The sequence below is a fragment of the Paludibacter jiangxiensis genome (assembly GCF_001618385.1).
Lineage (GTDB): Bacteria > Bacteroidota > Bacteroidia > Bacteroidales > Paludibacteraceae > Microbacter > Microbacter jiangxiensis.
The window spans coordinates 118,907-139,887 of sequence record NZ_BDCR01000002.1 but is presented as its reverse complement, the minus strand read 5'-3'; the positions used below and the strand labels follow the sequence as shown (position 1 = coordinate 139,887).

The following is a 20,981-nucleotide window of genomic DNA, read 5'->3' as shown; positions in this document are numbered from 1 at the left end:
AAACAGGGTTATCGCAAAGCTTTTCTTGGATAAAAACTCAACAATAACCCTGTCTACAGAAAAACAGAAGAAGTTTATTCCATCCTCATTGTTTACTTAATCATTATCTGCTTACAAAAAGGCTCATTTCTTCACCAGTTTTTTCTCTACTCTTCCATTTGGAGTTGTAATACGAACCGTGTAGACTCCTTTTGCCAAGCCTGAAACATCCACGGCTTGAGCATTTGCAAGAATCGCTGAAATAACCTTGCAACCTCCCATATCATAAACAGCTATTTCACCTTCATCAACACCTTTAATGTACAAGCGATCATCAACCGGATTCGGATAAATCGTCACTCCGTCTAACTTAGCATCATCAATGCCGGTAGTAGTTGAATACGTAAACTGGTCGCTATTGGAAGTCGCACTGGTACCTCCTGCTGTAGTTACTGTTATATCAACCGTTCCGGCAGCCCCCGCAGGCGAAGTTGCTACAATTTGCGTAGACGTGTTGGATGTGATGGAGGCTGTACTTGTGCCAAACTTCACAGCTGTTGCTCCAGACAGGTTAGTTCCTGTGATAGTAACCGATCTTCCACCCGCCAAAGGGCCGCTCGGTGGAGAAATACTTGTAACCGTGGGGGCTACCACATACGTAAACTGGTCACTACCCCCTGTAGCACTGGTTCCTCCGGTTGTAGTTACTGTGATATCAGCGGCTCCGGCAGAACCTGCAGGTGATGTAGCCGTAATAGAAGTAGACGAATTAACAGTAAAGCCTGTAGCATTAGTACTGCCAAACTTAACAGCAGTAGCTCCGGTAAAGTTTGTACCGGTAATTGAAACCGAGGTACCTCCTGTTGTAGGTCCGCTTGTTGGAGAAAGACTAGTAACCGTGGGGGCTGCAACATAAGTAAACTGGTCGCTGCTGCCGGTAGCACTTGTACCTCCGGTTGTAGTTACTGTGATATCAGCGGCTCCGGCAGAACCGGCAGGTGATGTAGCCGTAATAGAAGTAGACGAATTAACAGTAAAGCCTGTAGCATTAGTACTGCCAAACTTAACAGCAGTAGCTCCGGTAAAGTTTGTACCGGTAATTGAAACCGAAGTGCCTCCTGTTGTAGGTCCGCTTGTTGGTGAAAGACTAGTAACCGTGGGGGCTGCAACATAAGTAAACTGGTCGCTGCTGCCGGTAGCACTTGTACCTCCGGTTGTAGTTACTGTGATATCAGCGGCTCCGGCAGAACCGGCAGGTGATGTAGCCGTAATAGAAGTAGACGAATTAACAGTAAAGCCTGTAGCATTAGTACTGCCAAACTTAACAGCAGTAGCTCCGGTAAAGTTTGTACCGGTAATTGAAACCGAAGTGCCGCCTGTTGTAGGTCCGCTTGTTGGAGAAAGACTAGTAACCGTGGGGGCTGCAACATAAGTAAACTGGTCGCTACTGGAAGTCGCACTGGTTCCTCCGATTGTGGTAACTGTTATATCAACCGTTCCGGCAGAATTTGCAGGCGAAGTAGCAGTAATTTGAGTGGCAGAGTTAACTGTAAAGCCTGTAGCATTAGTACTGCCAAACTTTACAGCAGTAGTCCCCGATAAATTAGTACCAGTAATGGTCACCGATGTAGTACCAGAGGTTGGCCCGCTTGTGGGAGATATACTGCTAATAGAGGGAGCTGCAACATAAGTAAACTGGTCGCTACTGGAAGTCGCACTGGCTCCTCCGATTGTGGTAACTGTTATGTCAACCGTTCCGGCAGAATTTGCAGGCAAAGTAGCAGTAATTTGAGTGGCAGAGTTAACTGTATAGCTAGTAGCATTGGTACTGCCAAACTTAACAGCAGTAGCTCCGGTAAAGTTTGTACCGGTAATTGAAACCGAAGTACCTCCTGTTGTAGGTCCGCTTGTTGGAGAAAGACTAGTAACCGTGGGGGCTGCAACATAAGTAAACTTATCATTACTGCTGGTTGCACTGGTGCCGTCAGAGGTTGTAACAATGACATCTACGGTTCCTGAGCCTGATGGTGCAGTTGCTGTAATAGAAGTAGATGAATTAACTGTATAACTTGTAGCCGCAGTACTTCCAAAGTTCACTGCTGTTGCACCTGTGAAGTTGGTTCCGGTTATTAAGACAGATGTTCCTGTTGTACCGCTCGTTGGTGATATTGCCGTTACAGAAGGTAATTGCCATGCCAATTTAGGATAACTTCCATCCTTCAGAATCCAATCTGATGCACTCCAGCTTGCAGAACTAAAGGTTGATGCTGTTTGCATTTCTGTTGTTGTTTTACCGATTTCTGAACCTGGCGATGTTGATAGTCCTGATGTATTTGTATCCCAAAAACAATTTGCCGTAGAACCAGTTCCTGTAGTCCCTGCGAATCCTCCTATAGTTGTTCCACTGACACCACCAACTGAGTAACTATTTATTACATTGGAGTTATTGTTTCTAAATCCTATAAATCCACCAACATATGTTTGCCCGCGCACAGGACCTGTTGCATAGCAATTCTGAATAGTAGGGGTCTGACCAGTAAAAGCTAATTGAGATCCAGCAAATCCTCCAGCATTTTGTGTTACGGAAGTACTTCCATTTACTGTGGCAGTTGAATAACAAGAATTAATAGTTCCTTTAGTAGATCCTGCAAATCCACCAACAGTATTAGCAGAACTACTGATTGTCCCTGTGGTGTAACAATTTTGAATAACACCACCATAATTATATCCTACAAGTATTCCTGAATAATGATGTGTTACAGTGATATTTGCTCCGTCAATTCCTAGATTTTTTACGGTTCCCAGCCCCCATGTCGTTCCATCGCCTATAACTCCAAATAATCCATTATATAAGGCTGTAGTGCTTATGATTTTTAATCCGGTAATTTTATAGCTATTCCCATCATAAGTTCCGGTAAAGCCTGTAGTTACCGTAGCCCCTATCGCAGTCCAATTGGAATAACTGCTGAGGTCAATATCATTCATTTGCTTGTAATAAGCAGCTAAGCTATATCTAACTTCAGCCAGTTGTGCCGCAGTTGTTACCTGATAAGGATCACCGGAAGTACCACTTCCTAAGCCAGAGAATGCAAAGATTATCTGACTCGACAAAGCCAGAAAGAAGATTAGAGTAAAAAACTTTTTCATAATTACTTGTTTTAGTTATTGACTATGATTAAGTCTAAACGCAGAGGTAGGGATTCTGCCAGCCTGTTACGTTTTCACGGTGTATTTCTTCGAAGATGTAATGATTGTATTTAAGGGCTTTGCCCTGAGCTACAATCATCTTGTTTATACGTTGGTTTCTTACCTCAATTTTCTCGATATCGATGGTAGGGATGGCATAATCGGAATCGAGGTAAAAGTTTCGTTCGCCACGAGGACTGCGTACGGTTTCTTTTTTAAGAAGGTTAATAATGGTTGGCCAGTCCCTTTTTTGCAATTCTGGGAGTAGCTGAACCAAGGCCAGTCCCATTTCGTAACCCATCAGAGCAATAGCATTGGCTTTACGGCCTGTGAGGGCTTCGAAAGCCAATTTAAATTGCAGGTTTAGTTTATCGGGCGAGTAATAGTTATACATTGAGGCTGCATACATGGAAATGCCCATATTGGCCACCTGAGACACCATTTCTTCGGAAGCCATGTGGGCTGTCACCAACAGGGGAATCTTTCCCTTTAATCCCGATTGGTTAAATTCTTCGAGAAACTCGAATACTTCCGATCCACAGAAAATGGCATGGATAAATGATGGTAATGTAGTTTTGAATTTTTCCAGAAGAAGTCGGGCTTTGTCTTTTACCTGCGATTGAGTCGGATTATCGTGCAATACACAATAATCGATCTCCTGCGAGCCTGCGGCAATAGCCCCTTGTCGGAATGCACTCTGCAAATGGTATCCGGCATCGTAAAGCGACATGACGACCGAGCCTTTATCGCCAAATTCCTTAAATGCCCAATAACCCAGTGCATATTCCGATTGCCAGTACTGGAAACTGTTAAAAAAAACATGATTGGAGATATGCTGGGTATAAGGGATAAGCTCGCCCATATCATAAAAGAACGCAATCTTTTTATGGCGTTCTACCAGCGGTACAATATCCGGCACGGCTTTATAATTGATGAGCCCCGAGAGAATATCAACCTGATCGAATCCCACTAGTTTTTGTGCCGATTCTTTTACATGTGCAACCGTAGGAGCTTTAATATATTCAGGGATAAATTGAAAATGTCCACGGGCTATTTGAGAGGGCAAAGCAGCATAGAAGCCGTTCACAAAATCGTGATGAGCGTGAGGATAAACCGAGGAATTGTAAGCTAAAAGGCCGATTTTTAATGGTGACATGACAATGTGTTTATTAAACTATTAAATACGTGGCACAAAAGTACCACGTATTTATTTTCTCATTTTTATTGGCGTTGCGGATAAAGACCTTCCAGTGCTATTATGTAATTAAGCGCAAGGAAGGGTTGCATATTGTTGTGAGGTTGAGTTACAATAGATGGCACAGGAGTAACTCCAACCGTAACTGTTGTCTTCGATAGGTCGACAGGTAACCCTCCGGAAGGCGGGGTTACAGTAACCGTAACAGGCATGGTTGTGCTGTTATCAGGAGCACCATAAGCCTGAATAGAATCTCCCGATCCTGTATCTGGAACCCTAGCCGGGCTAACCGAGCTTCCCGGAGTATTGGTTGTACCAGCCTGAGCTGTTGCTTTTAAGGCACCGGTCGCGGTAAGTCCTGTTAATGTTGCTGTAGCTGTACCAGCAATGATAGCTGTATGGCTATGCGACATGAGGGGTGCCTGTGCTGCTGATAATGTTACTATATCAGACCCTCCGCCAGAAGCAAAGACATAAGCAGAAGGAATGTTAACGCCGGATGGGTATGTTCCTCCCATATTGGTTGCACCGACAATCGTTCGCCCCTGTAAATTGGGCAAATTGAAAGTTTTACCTATACTTCCACCAAAGGCAGTGCCAAGTAGAGAATAGAGTGCCTGATTTTGAGCAACGCTTAATTGAGTACCGTTGCAATAAGAATAAGACAAAGGGCACCAGCTGATAGGCCAAGCGAAAATTGCGCCAATAAAAGCTTCATCCATAATGTTAAAGATTAAAAAAGTTAATACTGAAATTAATTACTGATTATAAAGCGTTCATAATCTCTGTTTGATAAAGGGCTGGAGTGCGAACTACCCGGCTTTCGATATACGGTTTTTCGCCCTGTACATACCAAAAGACGATGTGCTGAGCCGTTTTTTTTCGCAAATCGTAAAAATTAACGGGGAGCGTAATGCTCGAATCGTTTTCACTCAATAGTTCGTCGCCAAACACTTTTACCGTTGTGAAAAGTTTGAGTACCGGAAAGTCTTTTTCATCAGGAATCTCAATAATTTTTTGCATACGGTCAATGTCGAGGGTCTTCTTATTTACCGTAAACACATTGCCTAATTCAATGCGACGGAAAGGTGGAGCTTCGTTTTCATAATAGAGCAACCTGTCCTGTTCCATTTTCGGATTGGTAAGGGCTGCGTCTATGCGTATTTCTTCGGGTATAAAAATGGCTTCCGGGTGTAACTGCGGAATAATGTTTTGCATAACGGCAACCTGCGGTTCGCTTTTAAGGCAGGCCAGCATGGTTTCGGAAATAGCTATATCGTAATTACGACTTAGAGTGAAAGTGGTAGCATCTTCACAAAAAACGGAACCGATATACTCGTTAAGCTGTAACTCGTCGATTAGTTTTTGCAAGGCTTCGAGTGAGGCTGGATTGATATCCAACAAGTCGATCTGAATTTTGTCGGGAGTAAAAAGGGGCAAAAGCGGAATGACAAGTGTTCCGTAGGGGCCTGTGCCGGCATACAGTATGCGGACGGGTTTGTCAGCCCGGTTGTTTAGTTTTTGTAATACAGACTGATGAATGCCGCGCAGAAAGACGGCAGTCCGTTTCATTTCAAGCAGGCAATGAGCTGCGGCTGAGGGAGAAATGGCCTTACCCGAAGGCAGTATAATATCCTTATCAACACCAATTTGCGCAGGTGAAACACCGGCAATACGACTGAAGACGTTGTAAAGCGCATCAACCGATTGTTTCATGATAAAGAAATCATCGGCACAATCCAAAAGAGTCCGGACTGCGTTTCGTACAATTGAGATATCAGAGGTTTGATCCATTTATATAATTATTCTCATGCAGCATACACACGCCAAAATAGTTTATTTCAACGCGGCTAATGCATACACGATATTGGTTGCTGTATGGTGGAGCCCTGAAATCAGAACGGAATCATCAGAATGATGCCTTTCTGAATATTCAAAACTTCAAAAAATGTACCCTCTTGATTATCTCTCTCTTTTAGATTTTACTACTATCAAACTATCTATTCCTGCAAAAACACACTTAATTTGTTTTTCAATAATTTTTAACTACACAAACATACAATATTTATTTTAATAAACAAATTATTTTATATATTCAATTTAGATTAATTAATCACCGAAAGCCATCATTAATTTTGCATCCTCGATCATGGCTTTGATTTTGCGGAATGAAAATATTTCCTCATTGTCTCATCTTACCCTTTTCAAAAGAACCTCAATATTTTCTCCCGTTTAAGAGAGCGCGACTAAAAGCCTTGGAAATTCTTCCGATGACATCAGGCGCCTTCTGCAAAAATTGACAAAAAAAATCTTACTTAAGGAAAGCCATGACAGATTCATTTCTAACGTTTACAATACTGATAGTATAAAAAAACTATTCAGCCTCTTAGCTAAAATATAAATCAGCCTCAGCTGCTCTCCGCTTTATAAGCCCAGGTAAAACTTTTCCTCCCCCATTAACCCATTTATTAAACTCAGCACGAATTGTGGGATCGGCCGGATTGACATTGACCTTCTTCAGCAAGGTAGATCCCTTCAAAGCTCCGGTACCGACATTGTAGGCAAAACTAACCAAAGCATCAAATTGGTGCTGATTAACTTTGTCGGTAGTATAAGAATCTACCAACACTTCCGTTGTCTGCAGATCATGCTGCAAATATTCATATGCCTGTTCCTTAGTAGCTATGTCGCCTGCTTTCACTTTCTGACCATTGGGATAAACCGTCGTACCGATACCGATAGTCCATACACCGGCAGGACATTTGTACGCAGCAAGATACTTTCCCACATTGCCTCCGCATTCAAACTGCTCTATCAGCTGAAGACATTGATCCGAAACAGTAGTAATTTTAGCCATTTTCAATATATTAAGAAGTTAACAAAAACACAATACCATCTATACTTAAAGCCAGCCCGTATCACCCACAGCATCACAAGAATCAAAAATTCAACAGGTTACTTATAGACGTAGAATATCCGATTTGAAAAGTAAAATAGTTGTTATATACACCGACATACTGGGTCGCACGAATAAACACCGAACTCTGTCTGTTTCCATTCGGATGAAGATTGACACTTTGACTGAGGTTCAACCATGAATGATTACAGAAGAAACGAACCAACCCGTTACGAAGTGTTTGTTGAATATGAATGGGATCAACTGAAGATACTCTCCAGGCCAGATACCCTCCCACTCCTACATTAAAATCTATTTTGTTAGAATCGAAAAATTTCAGATCAACATATGGGTGTATATACACAGAGGAGGCATCAACAGAGTCCTTCCCGACTGATGTACGCAAAAAGCCGGCGGCCATATTAAAAGTAAACAATTTACTATCAGTGCGACTCGTAAGCAGATTAAGATCTGTTCCAAAATCAAGATTGGCATACTTATACAACTCCAACATCAACTTATTATCAGCAAGATTGGAAACAGTAAGACTTTTCCCGGCATCTTCGAGCTTAGAAAGTCTGAAATAAGGAGAAATCCGGTTCAGCCAAACCTGCTGAGATCTATATTTATATGGATTATTCTCGGTGCGAATCTCGTTCAGACTCCTGAATTTCTTCCCCTGATTGAGATAAAAGTTCAGTTGTGCTTCGAGTTGAACAATGCCATTCGGGGTTTTACCGCTGTAACCAAGAGCATCTGTAAACAGACGAATATCGAATGACTGCGCAATAGAAGGTTTATACAATTTAACCGTAGCTATTTGCTTCCCATCAAATGACACGGTAGTGTCTTTTGGTATATAAGTCCCCGACGTACTGGTTATTTGTCGATTATAATCCAAAACATCCGACAAGTCGAGAGCCAAAGTCTGCACCCGATCATATTGAAAAGTTACAAAATGCCTGTTCTTTGTTGCCAAACGATCTACATCAAATCCATTTCTTATCGGTATATATTCCATGTTAGAAAAATAACACTGCCTGTTATCCGTCGAATCCAAGGCTCTTACCAATAAATCTTTTATCACTCCATTTTCAAATGCAACATCAACAGACTGTACAAACACTGTCCTTCTCCATTTATTTGTTGAGTCTGCAACTATATCATTGTTTTTCTTCTTATTATCTGACAAGGGCAATTCATTATTGCGACTACCGGCACGTATGGTTTTCCTGAGCAAATAAGCAACAGCAGTTGTCTTCTTCAATTTTAGCAAAGCGATATTCGATGCCTTATCCGACTCAAGATTGGTGACACGCGATTGCAACGAATGGATATTTTGCAATGTAAAATAAGAATCCTGCAACTTATCACTCCACAGACGAGACCACCACTTTAAGACTATCCGCAAGCTTCTCATACTCTGCCGACTGCATCAGCTGTGCAACAACCGCTCTCAGGTCATCCGATTTATAAAGAGACAAAAGGGAATCAGCTTTTGACTGATAACGTATCAAAAAATAGTCGGTTTTTGCGGTCACAGTAAACACATACGACGCTCCTTTATACTTGATAATGTAAGGAGACTGAGCCGTGAGCACACTCTGACTTGCAAAGAAAAACAACAGGAATAACAAATGTTTCGGGAGTTTCATAATCATCTACCTATGTATAAATTGAGTAGAAAGCAATACTAATCTATTGCCCAAATACAAGACTGACTAACCTCAGTTCATACACTTGGAGGAACAGACTGACCCGATTGATCCGGTGCCGGTTTATCCTGAGAAACTGCATTTGGAGCCACTTTGTTTTCGGGAGTTTTCAAAACCGCATACGTACCCGAACTTATCCCAAGCAAGATCAAAGCATTGGCGTCCATATTCGGAATAATCAAATCGCAGGCGACTCCATTATTCAGATTATTTACCACTTCAACAATCATCCAGACTCCATAAACAAGATTAAAAATCAAAGCCTGCAGACGATGAATGCTTGCTCCATTTTGATTGGAAATAAGGTCTATAAGAAATCCCTCACTGGCAATATCCTGGTGGCGAACCGATATATCTTCCTGTTTCATATCCGATATATCAATCAACCGGGCTCCGGTCGCCGTTGCTGCACTTATGCCCAATAAAATCAAAGCTGAAGAAGTAAGGTGAGGAGCCGTGTTACACTTAATCAAAACAGCGACAAAAGCCGACATAATAATTAAAGTCCACCAAGCCAACTGAGTACGAGCAAAGCTCCAGGGCTTACGGGCTGCAGTACTCTGATCACGCAATAAGTCGTGCTTCAGATCAAGATAAACATAGACAGCCAGAAGAACAAAAAATACGAGCCAAAAACAAACAACACATGTATTCATGTAGTAGTAAAATAAAGGAATGAGGGGAAAACAACACCGTTCGTTGCAAATGCAGAGAGCATCCAATAAAGGAGAGGTACGGATTACAAACAGTTGCGCAGCGCAACAACTATTACATCAAAATGACATCGTTCTGGTTTGTGCAGAATAATTTCTTAACTGGTCAAATATGCTTTCATGTTGCTACCGTTTTTACTCATCACGGTTAGCCATATAAAGCAACATGTTCATTTCATTCGCACATAATCAAAAGCCCAAACTCAACGTTTTCGCGATAATTAAAAGACAATTGAGCGAATATTTATTTTATATTATTGACAATATAAAATATGTATTTGACAAATTAAAACTTAGCGGATAAAAATAGTTCATTAATTTAAATATAACCCTAATTTATATGTTAATTATATTTAATCATATTTACACAATCCAACATCCAGATACGCAAGCAAAAACTGCCTATACAATTACACCCGGAAAAATCAGGAAACAATCAGATTGAAAATTAAAGATTGGATAGAATTATCCTGATCACTTGTATACAACCTTTCTATTTGAAGTACCTTTGTATTAAAACAAAGCACAACTCCAAACAAACAAGCCATTATGAAACCACAATCAGACAATGTCGAATGTTGCCCTCCCTTTGATCCGACACCATGGGACGACAAGCTATTTCAATGGGAGAAGAAGCGTTTTGTGAAAGACCGCGTTCTCACATTGTTCTATTATCCTGTCAATTTTGGAAAGAAAATTACCAGATTGATACACCTGATAGAAGATTCGGATGGAAAAATGGAGGATTGGATGTGTCTGTCGGAACACACCTCTAAATGGAACATGGACATTTACGCCGCAGTTGACAAAGAAGTATACATGGCGTCAAACGTCGAAATATCGGGCACGTTTTACAGTCGCGTTTACGAAGGAGACTTCCGAGAGACAGACAAATGGTGTGCGGATTTCACCCAACACATAAAAGAAAAAGGCATGGAGCTTGAGAAAATGTATATGTGGTACACAACTTGTCCCAAATGCGCAAAGAAATATGGCAAAAATTATGTTGTGATTATCGCGAAGGTTCGCCAATAATTACAGGCACAAAAAACAGCCGGAAAAGAGATCGCTCTCTTCCGGCTGTTTTTTGCGCAAAGCTTAAAGCCTGCCTTTTATGTTGTAGCTTCAACATTACAACAAAATTCGCAACCGTTCACTTTTACAAAATATTTTTCCGCTTCCAGAATAGCTTCTTCAGCAGAGTCAAGGTTACCCAAATAATAGAGGTTTTTGATATTGGGCAAATGCTCACAGTCGGAACGATGCACTTCATGTTCGCCTGTAGGTAAAGGTTGTCGGTTAACGTAATAAGAAGCCATAATCCAACTAATTAAAAACCGGTAAAAGCATTAGGTTCTTTGAAGCATTGGGAGCACGAAGCCGTTCTGAGTTTTTCAATTTCGTTGGCAATTTCCATCTCAATAAGATCCGGATTAATCCATTCCAAACATTTACCAAGAGAACTAAACACCCTAAACTCGACATCATACAAACCATTAAAAGTTCCAAACCACTCGGAGTATTTAGCAAGAGCCGATTCACTGGTCAAAATTGCAGCTTTACGCTGCGTAAAAACCTTAGCTTCTTTCCCTAAATAATTAAGATAAGCCGTATGTTCTTCCAGCGTAAAATTCATTCGAGCCTCCCGTATATCATGCAACAAATCGAAATGCGGATTGTAAAGTCTGTCGGCATACAAAATATCACGGTTCACTTTCAAAGTACTAATAGCGAAATCGCCCTGCAACACCTCAAGAACCAACCTTTTCTCTTTCAATATCTTATGACTATACCTCACAACATGATTATTCATAACTTTAGATTTTAGCGGGTACGACAATACGCTCTTTTGATTCCACTAAGTTACACACATTTACGACCAAAATCAACCGAGATTTTCATTTTTATATAAATTATTCTCCGGGGATTATCAACTTCGGTCAAGACAAAGCTGTGTAAATCATTCCGGGATTTCCGAGATACTACCGTAACGATGATATTCGTATGTTATGCTTTGTTCTTTCAAATAGTGCAATAACTCAAGGCGACCTTCAGACAAAGGCTTTACTGTAGCAATATATTTTCCAAGAGACGCCGCTCTTTTGAAGACATCCAATGGCAAGGCACAACTACAACTTCTCACACGATCATATGATCCCAACTCATTCTGAAACTCCAGATCCGACTGAACAACAAGCTCTCCATCGCGAACAACAGAGGCAAGTTTTTTCAATTTCACCTCATCTCCCGGATTCAGACTTAACACCATCGGGGTCTTTGCAATCTGAGCTGCCACATACACCATCAGCACATCGCAAAGTTTATCTTCCGGCTGTATTCTGAAAATCATATTTTTCAACGGCAAGTAACGAAAAAGATTCTGTTCGCCGTACAACTGATGAATATCCCGGGTAACAGCAAATTCTTCTCTGTAGTTTCGCTGATAACTGTCAACAGCCGCCGCGAAACGGGATCGTTCTTCTTCTTTTAACAGTTGTGATAATGAGCTGTATTCAATCACATCTTTCGAATCATAAAGCGAAGCTTCTTCTATATTCACAAAACAAGAAACATAATTTGGACCGCCAGCTTTAATTCCACCACCAAAAGCCGACAATTTCATACCTCCAAACGGCTGTCGACTGACAATGGCTCCGGTTATTCCTCTGTTAATATACAAATTACCGGCTTCTATCTTCTCTTTCCACAAAGCATGTTCCGTTTCGTCGAGACTTTGCAAACCGGTAGTCAAACCATAATCCGAACTATTTGCCAATTCAATGCCATGTTCCAGATCATCCATACACACCACCGCCAGCAAAGGAGCGAACAACTCGGTAGTAAAGGTATAGCTACCCGGCCTTACACCCCACTTCACACAAGGCTTCAACATATAATGTTTTTCATCGGCAAACTCGGGCTCAACCAACCACCACTCACCGTCTTCGAGATGGTTGATGGCATAAAGCAATTTCTCGTTTTCAGAGGTAATCATTGGCCCCACAACCGTTCCTCCCTCCCAAACACTACCTGTGTGCAGGCTTGTGACTGCATCAATAAGCTTTAATTTGAAGTCTGTGTCATTATAAATCGACTTATCTAGAATAAGCAATGAACATGCCGAACATTTCTGTCCTGCATTACTGAAGGCCGAGGTCATAATGTTTTGGATTGCATGATCCCGATCTCCGCTTGCAGTCAGAATGATCGCATTTTTTCCGCCCGTTTCTGCCGACAACGGGCATGTAGGATTACTTTCCAACAGACGAAAAGCCGTTTCGGTTCCTCCGGTCAGGATAACATGGCTGATGGCCGGATGGGCAGTCAGGTAACCCAAAGATTCGCGACTATCGGGGCAAACAATCTGCAACGCATCTTTTGGCACTCCTGCATCCCAAAAACATTGCACAAACTCCCAAGCCACCGGATAAGCAACCGTTGCTGGCTTCAGGATTACACTATTCCCTCCTGAAAGTGCCGCCGCTACTCCTCCTACGGGAATTGCCAGCGGAAAATTCCAGGGAGGAATGACCAACACGATACCTTTAGGTGAGATTTTTATTGTTTCAAGCGCTTCGAATCGAGACATAGAAATAGGATAGTAACGACAAAAATCGATTGCTTCCGACACCTCCACATCACCTTCATTAAATGTTTTGCCTGTAATTGCAGACATACATCCGATCAGGTGTCCCCTTTTCGCAGCAAGATGATCTGCCACTTTGTGCAAAATACGATTTCTTTTATCGAGCGAACTCTTTCTCCACTCCGATGCATCTTTCTCCGCAAGCATTACAATATCCCTCACCTGCGAATGACTAGCCATATTCACCTTACAGACACACACTTCATCGTTTTGGCTACGATCTAAATACAATCTCTTCTTCTCTGACAAAGAGTGCCTGGTTCCAATCTGAACCGGTATCTCATATGGTTTATCTTCCTTATGCCTCATCCAGGCACGACGAATAGAATCCGCCCATATTTTATTTGGCTTCAGATCAAAGTTGGTGTCGGGTTCATTTTTAAAACAATGCAAATCCGCTTGTATGGCTGACCCTTCTTTTGTTCTGTCTTGTCGTCTTAAAGGAGTAACCTCCACGCTGTCTTTCAGAGCATAGGCCTGCAAAAACTGAGCTTCGAGAAACTTCCAGTGCTCACTATCTACTTTCAGATTAAAGGAATAACTAAGAAAATTATCTTTTCCCGTATTTTCATCCAAACGACGAACAAGATATGAAACTGCGTTCAAAAAATGCTCATCACTTACCACCGGAGTGTACAAAATAATCTGTCGTCCCAGTTTGCGCATAACGCGAGGCAAATGATTGGCCATCCCTTCAAGCATTTCGAAGGTAACATACTCATCAACTCCATTGTTCCGGCTCAGCAGGTAAGCGTACGCAATACTGAAGAAATTATGTGTCGCCACACCAACATGAACCGCTCTTGCGTTCCCTGGCTCCAAAGCACGCTCCAGAACATGCAAATGATTGGCATCCACTTTCACTTTCGAATCATATACCGGATTCTCCCAACCCTTAAGCGAGGAAATAATGCTTTCCATTTGCAGGTTAGCACCCTTTACCAAACGCATTTTGATAGGAGCACCACCTTCGGCAACCCGTTTTTTAGCAAATTCGAGCAACCGGGTTTGAAATCCCCATGCATCAGGCAGATACGCCTGCACCACAATGCCGGCATAATAGTTTTTGAATTGCGGCTGACTTAATACGGTAAGAAAAACATCGAGCGTAAGTTCTGTATCCTTATACTCTTCCATATCAAGGTTGACAAATTTGGCTTTCGACTGACCATCATCATCCACAAAAGGATAATCTATTGCCTGTTGATAAATATGGGAGAGTCTTTCGCACAGATCTATTTTATTCTGCTCGTAATTCAGTGGATTGATCTGAGCATAAATACCCGAAATTTTGATCGAAATATAATTAATGCGGGGATCTTTCAGGGCTTCCAGATAATGTCGGTAACGATGATCTGCCTCTCCGTCACCCAGAACCACTTCTCCTAACAAATTGACATTTTGCCCGATATGTTGTCGTTTCCGCTCGTTTAGATGACGATTCAACAAAGAGGCTTCTTCGTTTATTATCACCTTTGCGGTATCGGAACGAAGCCGTTTTTTGAAGACAGGAACTGCAATAAAATCAAACAGATACCCAAAACAGGCAAATACCTTAATAAGAAAAGCATCTGTTTTATCGAAAAAAGAAGGAACGCCATAACGATCGAAAAGAGTTTTCATCCTACGTGCCAGCCGCTTATTACTTCGTATTTGCAACGATTCGTCAAGTAATTTCGACAGCAAAAATTTATCTTTCGGATTTTGAATCAGGATAGCATACTTTTCCTGCTCTTTTTTTTCTTCAACAGTCAATTCCTGTTCTGCTTGCGACAGAAACTGTTTCGCCCATTCTATAACTTCGGTAGCATTGAGTGTTCCCATAAATGCAGTATTAGAAATAACAATTCGCTTCAAGTCCCTGTTTATAGGGGAGTCACGAGGAGTGACCTACCCATCGAATATCTTCGAAAGATAAATTAAAAACAAGCGAATTGTATTAATTCCCACAAAATAATTGAACAATACGATTCGTGAATCCCTACCATAGTACGTGACACGATGAGTCTAAACCAGACGCAATTGTCGTTTTTCAGAATGCAAAAGCCACTCGTATGGATGGAAAAGCTTAATTTTGCAACAAAAAAAGGATAAGATGAAACTACGTTGCGGTATCTTTATGGTGATGATGACAATGGTGTCATTTATTATGGGGCAAAATCCGATCAATGTGTATGAATCGACAGTCAAGGTTGAAAAACAGACAACGCATGAATACTTGTGCGGATTAGCAGAAGGCGACCAACTGGTTTTTTCTTTTGAATCTGAAAAAGGAGGGAAAATAGACCGCGTAGAAATTCTTGAATATCCGTCATCTTCTCAATTTGCCGACTACAAGACATCCAAAATAAAACAAAAAACAATATCGATACCTCACACCGGCATCTACCTGTTTCGCTTCACAAACAATGATCCGAAAGATAAAATCTGCCGATATTCCGTTCAACGGATTCCGGGAAGTGAAGCACCCGCAAAATTCAACACCACCGTTTACTGGAAAACTACCAAAGACACTATCGGATGTAAGAACGAAACGGAAACGACTCTTGTTACCGACACCTTAATTTCAAATCTCACCGACAAAGTGGTAAATATTCATGCCTTGCTATCCACCAAAAGCAATAAGATGTCGTTTTCGTATACGTTGCCATTACAAACCATCGCTTACAGCTACTATATCGGAGTCAATCAGGCAGGGAACAAAGCCTTCAATGACGCAACTGCAGGCCTACTAAGATCGGCCAGCCCATTGGTTTCCGCGATTCCCGGTTACGGTCCGCTAGCAGCGCTGGCACTCAACGGCACGTCGTTTCTCACCTCCATTTCAGGAGGCGAAAGCGTGGAATACTGGATCACCGATGCCACCAATGCATTTCTGTTCGAAGCCGGAAAGCCCTTCAAATGGATTAAACAAGGTAATGTTGTGAACGACTTTTCGCGTATCACATCACCTCTGAAAGGAGAATATTTTGTTTGTCTGAAAAACGGCAACAAGCTACAATCCATTGACGTCACGGTAAAAGTCACTGCGGTTTCTTTACGCCAGCGCAAAATTTCGCACCCTGTAAAGAAATATGTGATAGAAAACAAACAGGTTCCCTATCTGAAGAATTAACCGGATAACACATCAGTGAAGAGGTCGTTTTTTAATGACACCACCTTTCGTATCTTTTACCCGGTTCATAACAATGAACGCATCCGGCTCTATCTTCTCGACTTCTGTATTCAGTTTTGCCAGTTCGAGGCGGGTAATTACCGTGTATACAATGTCCACACTCTGAGTTTCACCGTGTTTGCCATATCCCCTCTTACCGCAATAGAGCGTCACTCCACGCCCCATCACATCAATAATCATCTGTCGGACTTCTTCACTTCGTTTCGACACGATAGTAACCCCGATATATTCTTCCAGCCCTTCTACCAGAAAATCGAGCGCCTTTGAAGCCGACACATAAGTAATCATCGAATAAAGAGCAATTTCCACAGACAAAAAATAAGCTGCCAGCGAAAAAATCAACACATTGATTACGACAATAATATCCCCCATGGTTGTCCTCAATTTGCGACTCAGATAAACGGCCAGAACCTCCGTCCCATCGATCACAGCACCTCCCCTCACGGCCAAGCCAATACCGGCTCCCAGAAAGATTCCGCCAAAAACAGCAACCAGCAAGTTATCTTTCGTTACGTCAGGAAAAGAGACTGTCGCCAGACACAACGACAACCCGGTAATAGCCAATGCCGTTTTTACAGCAAACAATTTACCGTTGACCTGATAAGCCAGTATCATGAAGGGAATACTGATAAAGAAAATCAACAGAGCGAATGGCAATCCCGTAACGGCCGATATCAAAAGCGATATCCCCGTCACACCACCGTCTATAAAATGATTCGTCAGCAAAAAGCCTTTCAGCCCGAATGCTGCCGAAAATATGCCGGCAACAATCAAAACGATATCTTTCACATGCAACCAGATTGTCCCTTTCGAATCGGGCACAAACACAGGTGGTTCAGAAACGTTTAGTTCATTCTGAGATGTAATTTCTGTTTTATCCATAATGATTTCTGTAAAAAACACAACAGAAAGCAATCTGTAGTTTCTGCCACAGATTGCTTTCATGTCAGTTCAAAATTACATTTTTTCTATCGAATCTCCATTTACGAATCGATTAAAAATGCTATTCCATTTTTCAATCATTTGTAACTCACCCATAAGCCGTAAACTGTCATTCTCTACATTATAAAACTCCAGTTTATCGTCAGGCTTATTCTTTTCCCGAAACGTCAAAATAAGCTCCAGTTTATCAGTCGCTTTCAACTCACCTTTTTCTCCCGCCGTGCGACTAAGATTCACTACGTAAGTCTTCGCAAGTCCGTTCAGATCCAACATACGAGAAACGTTCTCTTCGCCTTTCTTCCTCACAAAAAAGAGCTTCTTTTTTGCAGCATCCATACCAATGGCTACATTTCCACAAGCTTCCGAATGCGTTAACTCACAATGATTATGCAAGGCTATATTTACAAGAGACTTCTTTAAGTTATTTTGCTTTGATTTGTTGCTGCGGCTCATCAACACCAACGATGCTATGCAAACCGCTATGATAATAATTCCGACAATTGTCGTTCCAATTTCCATGTTTTAGTTGTTTAAAAGTAAGACACAATCCGACTACCGGCAGTACAATAGCCTGTCGACGGACAAAAAAATCACTTCCGCCATCATGCGGATTCAACTAAAAACAAGATTACCAGAAAGAATGGAACGGATAAACGATATCCGGCTTCTCTAAACGCCGAATGAGGTTATCGGCATAGAAAGTATATTGCGAAAGATTGTTGAAATATACCGAGGCAATATTGCGGATCGCAAGCGTTGTTTCCCTGACATGATTTTTGCTCATTACAGGCAAACTGACATTAACACCACCGGACAATTTCGCCTGACCGGCAATTCCGAAATGATCGGAAGGAGACACGGCCAAAACATACGAAGAATGCGACGAATGATGCTCAGCTTCTGCGGCCAGCAACGGAATTCCTCCATTGAGGTTCATCACAAAGCAAAATAGCAATGCAATTTTCACAAGCGTGTAGTTTCGAAACATCTTCTTCATACCACAAAGATATGATTTATAAACGAATAACACAAATATCCATTCCCAATGAATTGCAAAAAGGGCAAAATCAGGCAATAACAGAAAAACAAATAGGGAGAGATTTCGGCCTGCGCCTTATCTCTCCCCTTACTCAAACCCCCGAATAAAAATAAGTATCAACAAATTATCACTTCTCCTGATTGTTTTATTTTTTCCATCGATCCAAACGACCAATTCCACGGGTAAACAGCCATGCAATAAATTTTGAAATACCTTTTTCAATCATCTTTTGCCGGCAATGTTCCTTAAATTCCTTCAGTGTGCCATTAAAAGTAAAGCTTCCATTTTGATAGCAATAACTACAATAAGCAGCGCTCTTTGTACCATCAGCATTGGTTCCACCTCCATTCGGGTCTTCCCTAAACGGCATGCCGCAACTCTGGCAAAATTTATGGTTTTTCATTGCAATATCTTTTCAGCATTAAACACTAACAATTAATCATTTACAGCTATCGCTCAATTCTCACACCCCGGGTCAGAAACGAGAGTCCCTGCTGTCCGGAAGTCGAAATCATAACAGCCTCGAAAAGAGGAGCTTTCTGCTCACTTTTTGCAGCCCAGTCGAACACAAAATTACCTCCGGTACCTCCTGCCCGATCTTTTTCATAAATAACAATTTCGAGCGTTTCAAGCGGTTTGATATAAACCGGATGTTGCAGATATTTACGCACCAATCGTCCATCGGTTCCGTAATAGTTAGCCTTTTGAAGATAAACCGTATCCGCCGGAGAAATATTACGAATACTTGCCGTGACGGTCAGATCGTACGTTTTATTTTCGTGTAATTGATATATTGAAGAATAAACCGGCAGGTATGTACTTCCCTGAACTAACTTTGAAATATCCTTTTGGCCAACTACGCGAGCTTCCCAATTAACAGAATGCACCCTTCCTGAATCTCCTTTTTTTGAACATGACAGAATCACAAAAGCAGCCAGAAAGAACAAACTGATATTTCTCATTCTGTATGTGTGTTTTTTCAAAATTCGTGGATAAAAAGAATAGCACTGAAAGTTTGAAGCACAACTAATTCGAGTCAATATCTCTATACCATGTTTTAGTTTCATAAGCAATTAAACTTTGTGATTGTCGCTAAGGTCTTCCGGCTACAAATATAAACATCGAATGAGTACTTCTGCTAAAAAATATCAGAAACGACATAATAGCCAACTGCAGGATACGAACATTAATTCGCATCCTGCAATAAAGCTCTGAAAACAATTTTGGTTAGTGAAAAATATATAGAAAAATAAGAATGACTGCCGGCACGCGGCCAATCATCAACTGACATCAGGGATGATTGGCCTTTCTCTAAAGATTTTGGAAGAAATGTCAGAAGAATATGATTTAGAAAAAATGACAATATCTATATCTTCCGACTTGGCAAATTTAGAAAAATATCCTTATGTCTAATTTAATAAAATAAACTATTTAGCTTATTTAACACTAAAAAAAATCAATCCAACCGTAAATGAGGAAAACGTTGCAATAAATCGGCCTTGCGGAGCAAGGTTTGCTTTCGGAAACGCAAGTATTCTTCCGAATCAGGATTAAGAGGACGGTGAGACATCGCTCTGTTAATCTGTTCTACTTCCCGCATGGTTTCACGGGTAGATTTATCAAAGCAACTGGCAACAAAACGTTCCCAGATATAATCAATAGCTAAATCGGAAGGATGAAGCATATCTGCCGCATAGAAGCGATAATCCCGCAATTCATCCATCATCAGTTCGTATGCCGGGAAATAAGCAATGTCACAACTATCTTTCAACTGCTCAATAGCCAACAACAGAGCAGCTTTGCTCAATTGATTTTCATGAGCGCCGTCTTTCCAGTGACGAATCGGACTCACGGTAAAAAGGACTCTAAGATTAGGATTAAGTTGCTTCAATCTTTGCAAAAGAGGAATCCAGAGGGAAGTTATATCCTCAACCGACAAGCGGGAACGCGTGAAGTATTTTTCCGGCACCTTATGACAATTAGCCACTACATTTTCACTATCATTTTTGCGATAGACCCATGCAGTACCAAACGTCACCAGCAAAATGCCATAATCAGCTAAACGCTCCGCAGCCGTCACCAAACTTGCATTTATCTTTTCCAAAGTTTCGCCGATTGCCACAGCTGAAAAACTACCATGATGCGCATAACTGTGCCACAAGCCATTATACTGAAACAACTCTGCTTCCGTAAACAGTTTGCCGCTCATCAAACGTTCAAGAGAAGAAGCTATAGAGAGCGGATTATACAAAATCCCAAACGGATTTACATCGCTATCAAAACCGTATTGCCGCAACCGCTCTCCCATGTTCTCTGCAAAACACGAACCCATAGTAAGCAACGGCCTGTCATAGGTGACGGATATTAACGGAGACGGGATTGATATTTCGGTAATCAGTTTCATAAGGATCTCAGAGATTAGGATTAAAAAAAGAAGGAATCAGGGATAAGAAATCGCGTGTAAAAATAAGGCAAAACTAACGCCATACCAATTC

Annotated in this window: 20 protein-coding genes; 3 read left to right on the top strand and 17 right to left on the bottom strand. The window is 41.5% G+C overall.

All coding sequences use genetic code 11. The annotated features are described in order from the left end of the window. Positions 1 to 123: 123 nt before the first annotated feature. The 8 genes from PJIAN_RS14755 to PJIAN_RS05705 all read right to left on the bottom strand — a co-directional run bounded on the left by PJIAN_RS14755 (position 124) and on the right by PJIAN_RS05705 (position 9,627). A complete protein-coding gene (locus PJIAN_RS14755; protein ID WP_172795577.1) occupies positions 124 to 3,126 on the bottom strand; it encodes a beta strand repeat-containing protein in 3,003 nt (1,000 codons plus the stop codon). Positions 3,127 to 3,160: 34 nt separating this feature from the next. After that, positions 3,161 to 4,321 (bottom strand): ABC transporter substrate-binding protein, encoded by a 1,161-nt coding sequence (locus PJIAN_RS05735; protein WP_068702986.1) that lies wholly within the window; start codon positions 4,319 to 4,321, stop codon positions 3,161 to 3,163. Positions 4,322 to 4,386: 65 nt separating this feature from the next. After that, positions 4,387 to 5,082, bottom strand: a complete 696-nt coding sequence (locus PJIAN_RS05730; protein WP_068702985.1) for a phage tail protein — start codon at positions 5,080 to 5,082, stop codon at positions 4,387 to 4,389. 43 nt (positions 5,083 to 5,125) lie between these two features. Continuing rightward, the gene (locus PJIAN_RS05725; protein ID WP_068702984.1) at positions 5,126 to 6,154 is read right to left on the bottom strand and encodes an SAM-dependent methyltransferase; all 1,029 of its coding nucleotides are present in this window, start codon (positions 6,152 to 6,154) and stop codon (positions 5,126 to 5,128) included. Positions 6,155 to 6,746: 592 nt separating this feature from the next. After that, positions 6,747 to 7,217, bottom strand: coding sequence for a lysozyme (locus tag PJIAN_RS05720; protein WP_068702983.1), 471 nt, complete (start codon positions 7,215 to 7,217; stop codon positions 6,747 to 6,749). 82 nt (positions 7,218 to 7,299) lie between these two features. Next, on the bottom strand, positions 7,300 to 8,676 hold the full coding sequence (locus PJIAN_RS05715) for a cupredoxin domain-containing protein (protein ID WP_153802491.1): 1,377 nt from the start codon (positions 8,674 to 8,676) through the stop codon (positions 7,300 to 7,302). Beyond that, positions 8,627 to 8,917: a hypothetical protein gene (locus PJIAN_RS05710; RefSeq protein WP_068702980.1), complete on the bottom strand. Its 291-nt coding sequence runs from the start codon at positions 8,915 to 8,917 to the stop codon at positions 8,627 to 8,629. Before PJIAN_RS05710 ends, PJIAN_RS05715 begins: the two co-directional genes overlap by 50 nt. A gap of 71 nt (positions 8,918 to 8,988) precedes the next feature. After that, positions 8,989 to 9,627 carry a hypothetical protein gene (locus PJIAN_RS05705; RefSeq protein ID WP_068702978.1) on the bottom strand — a complete coding sequence of 213 codons (639 nt, stop codon included), beginning with the start codon at positions 9,625 to 9,627 and terminating at the stop codon, positions 8,989 to 8,991. 606 nt (positions 9,628 to 10,233) lie between these two features. On the opposite strand from PJIAN_RS05705, the gene PJIAN_RS05700 reads away from it, so the two are divergent. After that, positions 10,234 to 10,719: a hydrolase gene (locus PJIAN_RS05700; protein ID WP_068702976.1), complete on the top strand. Its 486-nt coding sequence runs from the start codon at positions 10,234 to 10,236 to the stop codon at positions 10,717 to 10,719. A gap of 77 nt (positions 10,720 to 10,796) precedes the next feature. Here the strand turns inward: PJIAN_RS05700 and PJIAN_RS05695 are convergent, their stop codons facing one another. The 3 genes from PJIAN_RS05695 to PJIAN_RS05685 all read right to left on the bottom strand — a co-directional run bounded on the left by PJIAN_RS05695 (position 10,797) and on the right by PJIAN_RS05685 (position 15,154). Further along, positions 10,797 to 11,003: a hypothetical protein gene (locus PJIAN_RS05695; RefSeq protein ID WP_068702974.1), complete on the bottom strand. Its 207-nt coding sequence runs from the start codon at positions 11,001 to 11,003 to the stop codon at positions 10,797 to 10,799. Between the two features lie 11 nt (positions 11,004 to 11,014). Next, positions 11,015 to 11,497, bottom strand: a complete 483-nt coding sequence (locus PJIAN_RS05690) for a hypothetical protein (RefSeq protein WP_068702972.1) — start codon at positions 11,495 to 11,497, stop codon at positions 11,015 to 11,017. Between the two features lie 147 nt (positions 11,498 to 11,644). Continuing rightward, on the bottom strand, positions 11,645 to 15,154 hold the full coding sequence (locus PJIAN_RS05685; RefSeq protein WP_068702970.1) for a proline dehydrogenase family protein: 3,510 nt from the start codon (positions 15,152 to 15,154) through the stop codon (positions 11,645 to 11,647). A 271-nt stretch (positions 15,155 to 15,425) separates the two neighbouring features. On the opposite strand from PJIAN_RS05685, the gene PJIAN_RS05680 reads away from it, so the two are divergent. Then, the gene (locus tag PJIAN_RS05680) at positions 15,426 to 16,445 is read left to right on the top strand and encodes a hypothetical protein (RefSeq protein ID WP_068702968.1); all 1,020 of its coding nucleotides are present in this window, start codon (positions 15,426 to 15,428) and stop codon (positions 16,443 to 16,445) included. A 12-nt stretch (positions 16,446 to 16,457) separates the two neighbouring features. On the opposite strand, the gene PJIAN_RS05675 is transcribed toward PJIAN_RS05680, so the two are convergent. From PJIAN_RS05675 to PJIAN_RS05665, 3 genes are all read right to left on the bottom strand, one after another. After that, positions 16,458 to 17,450: a YitT family protein gene (locus PJIAN_RS05675; RefSeq protein WP_236714379.1), complete on the bottom strand. Its 993-nt coding sequence runs from the start codon at positions 17,448 to 17,450 to the stop codon at positions 16,458 to 16,460. Between the two features lie 12 nt (positions 17,451 to 17,462). After that, positions 17,463 to 17,966, bottom strand: coding sequence for a hypothetical protein (locus tag PJIAN_RS05670; RefSeq protein ID WP_068702966.1), 504 nt, complete (start codon positions 17,964 to 17,966; stop codon positions 17,463 to 17,465). Positions 17,967 to 18,075: 109 nt separating this feature from the next. Next, positions 18,076 to 18,444 carry a hypothetical protein gene (locus PJIAN_RS05665; protein WP_068702964.1) on the bottom strand — a complete coding sequence of 123 codons (369 nt, stop codon included), beginning with the start codon at positions 18,442 to 18,444 and terminating at the stop codon, positions 18,076 to 18,078. Positions 18,445 to 18,455: 11 nt separating this feature from the next. Here PJIAN_RS05665 and PJIAN_RS14890 point away from each other — a divergent pair, with 11 nt between their 5' ends. Then, positions 18,456 to 18,593: a hypothetical protein gene (locus tag PJIAN_RS14890; protein ID WP_153802490.1), complete on the top strand. Its 138-nt coding sequence runs from the start codon at positions 18,456 to 18,458 to the stop codon at positions 18,591 to 18,593. 38 nt (positions 18,594 to 18,631) lie between these two features. On the opposite strand, the gene PJIAN_RS05660 is transcribed toward PJIAN_RS14890, so the two are convergent. From PJIAN_RS05660 to PJIAN_RS05650, 3 genes are all read right to left on the bottom strand, one after another. Beyond that, the gene (locus tag PJIAN_RS05660) at positions 18,632 to 18,889 is read right to left on the bottom strand and encodes a zinc ribbon domain-containing protein (RefSeq protein WP_068702962.1); all 258 of its coding nucleotides are present in this window, start codon (positions 18,887 to 18,889) and stop codon (positions 18,632 to 18,634) included. 46 nt (positions 18,890 to 18,935) lie between these two features. Beyond that, on the bottom strand, positions 18,936 to 19,448 hold the full coding sequence (locus PJIAN_RS05655) for a DUF3124 domain-containing protein (protein WP_068702955.1): 513 nt from the start codon (positions 19,446 to 19,448) through the stop codon (positions 18,936 to 18,938). 494 nt (positions 19,449 to 19,942) lie between these two features. Then, positions 19,943 to 20,890 (bottom strand): GSCFA domain-containing protein, encoded by a 948-nt coding sequence (locus tag PJIAN_RS05650; protein WP_068702954.1) that lies wholly within the window; start codon positions 20,888 to 20,890, stop codon positions 19,943 to 19,945. Positions 20,891 to 20,981 lie beyond the last annotated feature (91 nt).

Coding starts and splice junctions, on each gene's coding strand:
- PJIAN_RS14755 (WP_172795577.1), bottom strand. CDS start 3,126: ATGAAAAAGTTTTTTACTCTAATCTTCTTTCTGGCTTTGTCGAGTCAG.
- PJIAN_RS05735 (WP_068702986.1), bottom strand. CDS start 4,321: ATGTCACCATTAAAAATCGGCCTTTTAGCTTACAATTCCTCGGTTTAT.
- PJIAN_RS05730 (WP_068702985.1), bottom strand. CDS start 5,082: ATGGATGAAGCTTTTATTGGCGCAATTTTCGCTTGGCCTATCAGCTGG.
- PJIAN_RS05725 (WP_068702984.1), bottom strand. CDS start 6,154: ATGGATCAAACCTCTGATATCTCAATTGTACGAAACGCAGTCCGGACT.
- PJIAN_RS05720 (WP_068702983.1), bottom strand. CDS start 7,217: ATGGCTAAAATTACTACTGTTTCGGATCAATGTCTTCAGCTGATAGAG.
- PJIAN_RS05715 (WP_153802491.1), bottom strand. CDS start 8,676: ATGAGAAGCTTGCGGATAGTCTTAAAGTGGTGGTCTCGTCTGTGGAGT.
- PJIAN_RS05710 (WP_068702980.1), bottom strand. CDS start 8,917: ATGATTATGAAACTCCCGAAACATTTGTTATTCCTGTTGTTTTTCTTT.
- PJIAN_RS05705 (WP_068702978.1), bottom strand. CDS start 9,627: ATGAATACATGTGTTGTTTGTTTTTGGCTCGTATTTTTTGTTCTTCTG.
- PJIAN_RS05700 (WP_068702976.1), top strand. CDS start 10,234: ATGAAACCACAATCAGACAATGTCGAATGTTGCCCTCCCTTTGATCCG.
- PJIAN_RS05695 (WP_068702974.1), bottom strand. CDS start 11,003: ATGGCTTCTTATTACGTTAACCGACAACCTTTACCTACAGGCGAACAT.
- PJIAN_RS05690 (WP_068702972.1), bottom strand. CDS start 11,497: ATGAATAATCATGTTGTGAGGTATAGTCATAAGATATTGAAAGAGAAA.
- PJIAN_RS05685 (WP_068702970.1), bottom strand. CDS start 15,154: ATGGGAACACTCAATGCTACCGAAGTTATAGAATGGGCGAAACAGTTT.
- PJIAN_RS05680 (WP_068702968.1), top strand. CDS start 15,426: ATGAAACTACGTTGCGGTATCTTTATGGTGATGATGACAATGGTGTCA.
- PJIAN_RS05675 (WP_236714379.1), bottom strand. CDS start 17,450: ATGAAAGCAATCTGTGGCAGAAACTACAGATTGCTTTCTGTTGTGTTT.
- PJIAN_RS05670 (WP_068702966.1), bottom strand. CDS start 17,966: ATGGAAATTGGAACGACAATTGTCGGAATTATTATCATAGCGGTTTGC.
- PJIAN_RS05665 (WP_068702964.1), bottom strand. CDS start 18,444: ATGAAGAAGATGTTTCGAAACTACACGCTTGTGAAAATTGCATTGCTA.
- PJIAN_RS14890 (WP_153802490.1), top strand. CDS start 18,456: ATGATTTATAAACGAATAACACAAATATCCATTCCCAATGAATTGCAA.
- PJIAN_RS05660 (WP_068702962.1), bottom strand. CDS start 18,889: ATGAAAAACCATAAATTTTGCCAGAGTTGCGGCATGCCGTTTAGGGAA.
- PJIAN_RS05655 (WP_068702955.1), bottom strand. CDS start 19,448: ATGAGAAATATCAGTTTGTTCTTTCTGGCTGCTTTTGTGATTCTGTCA.
- PJIAN_RS05650 (WP_068702954.1), bottom strand. CDS start 20,890: ATGAAACTGATTACCGAAATATCAATCCCGTCTCCGTTAATATCCGTC.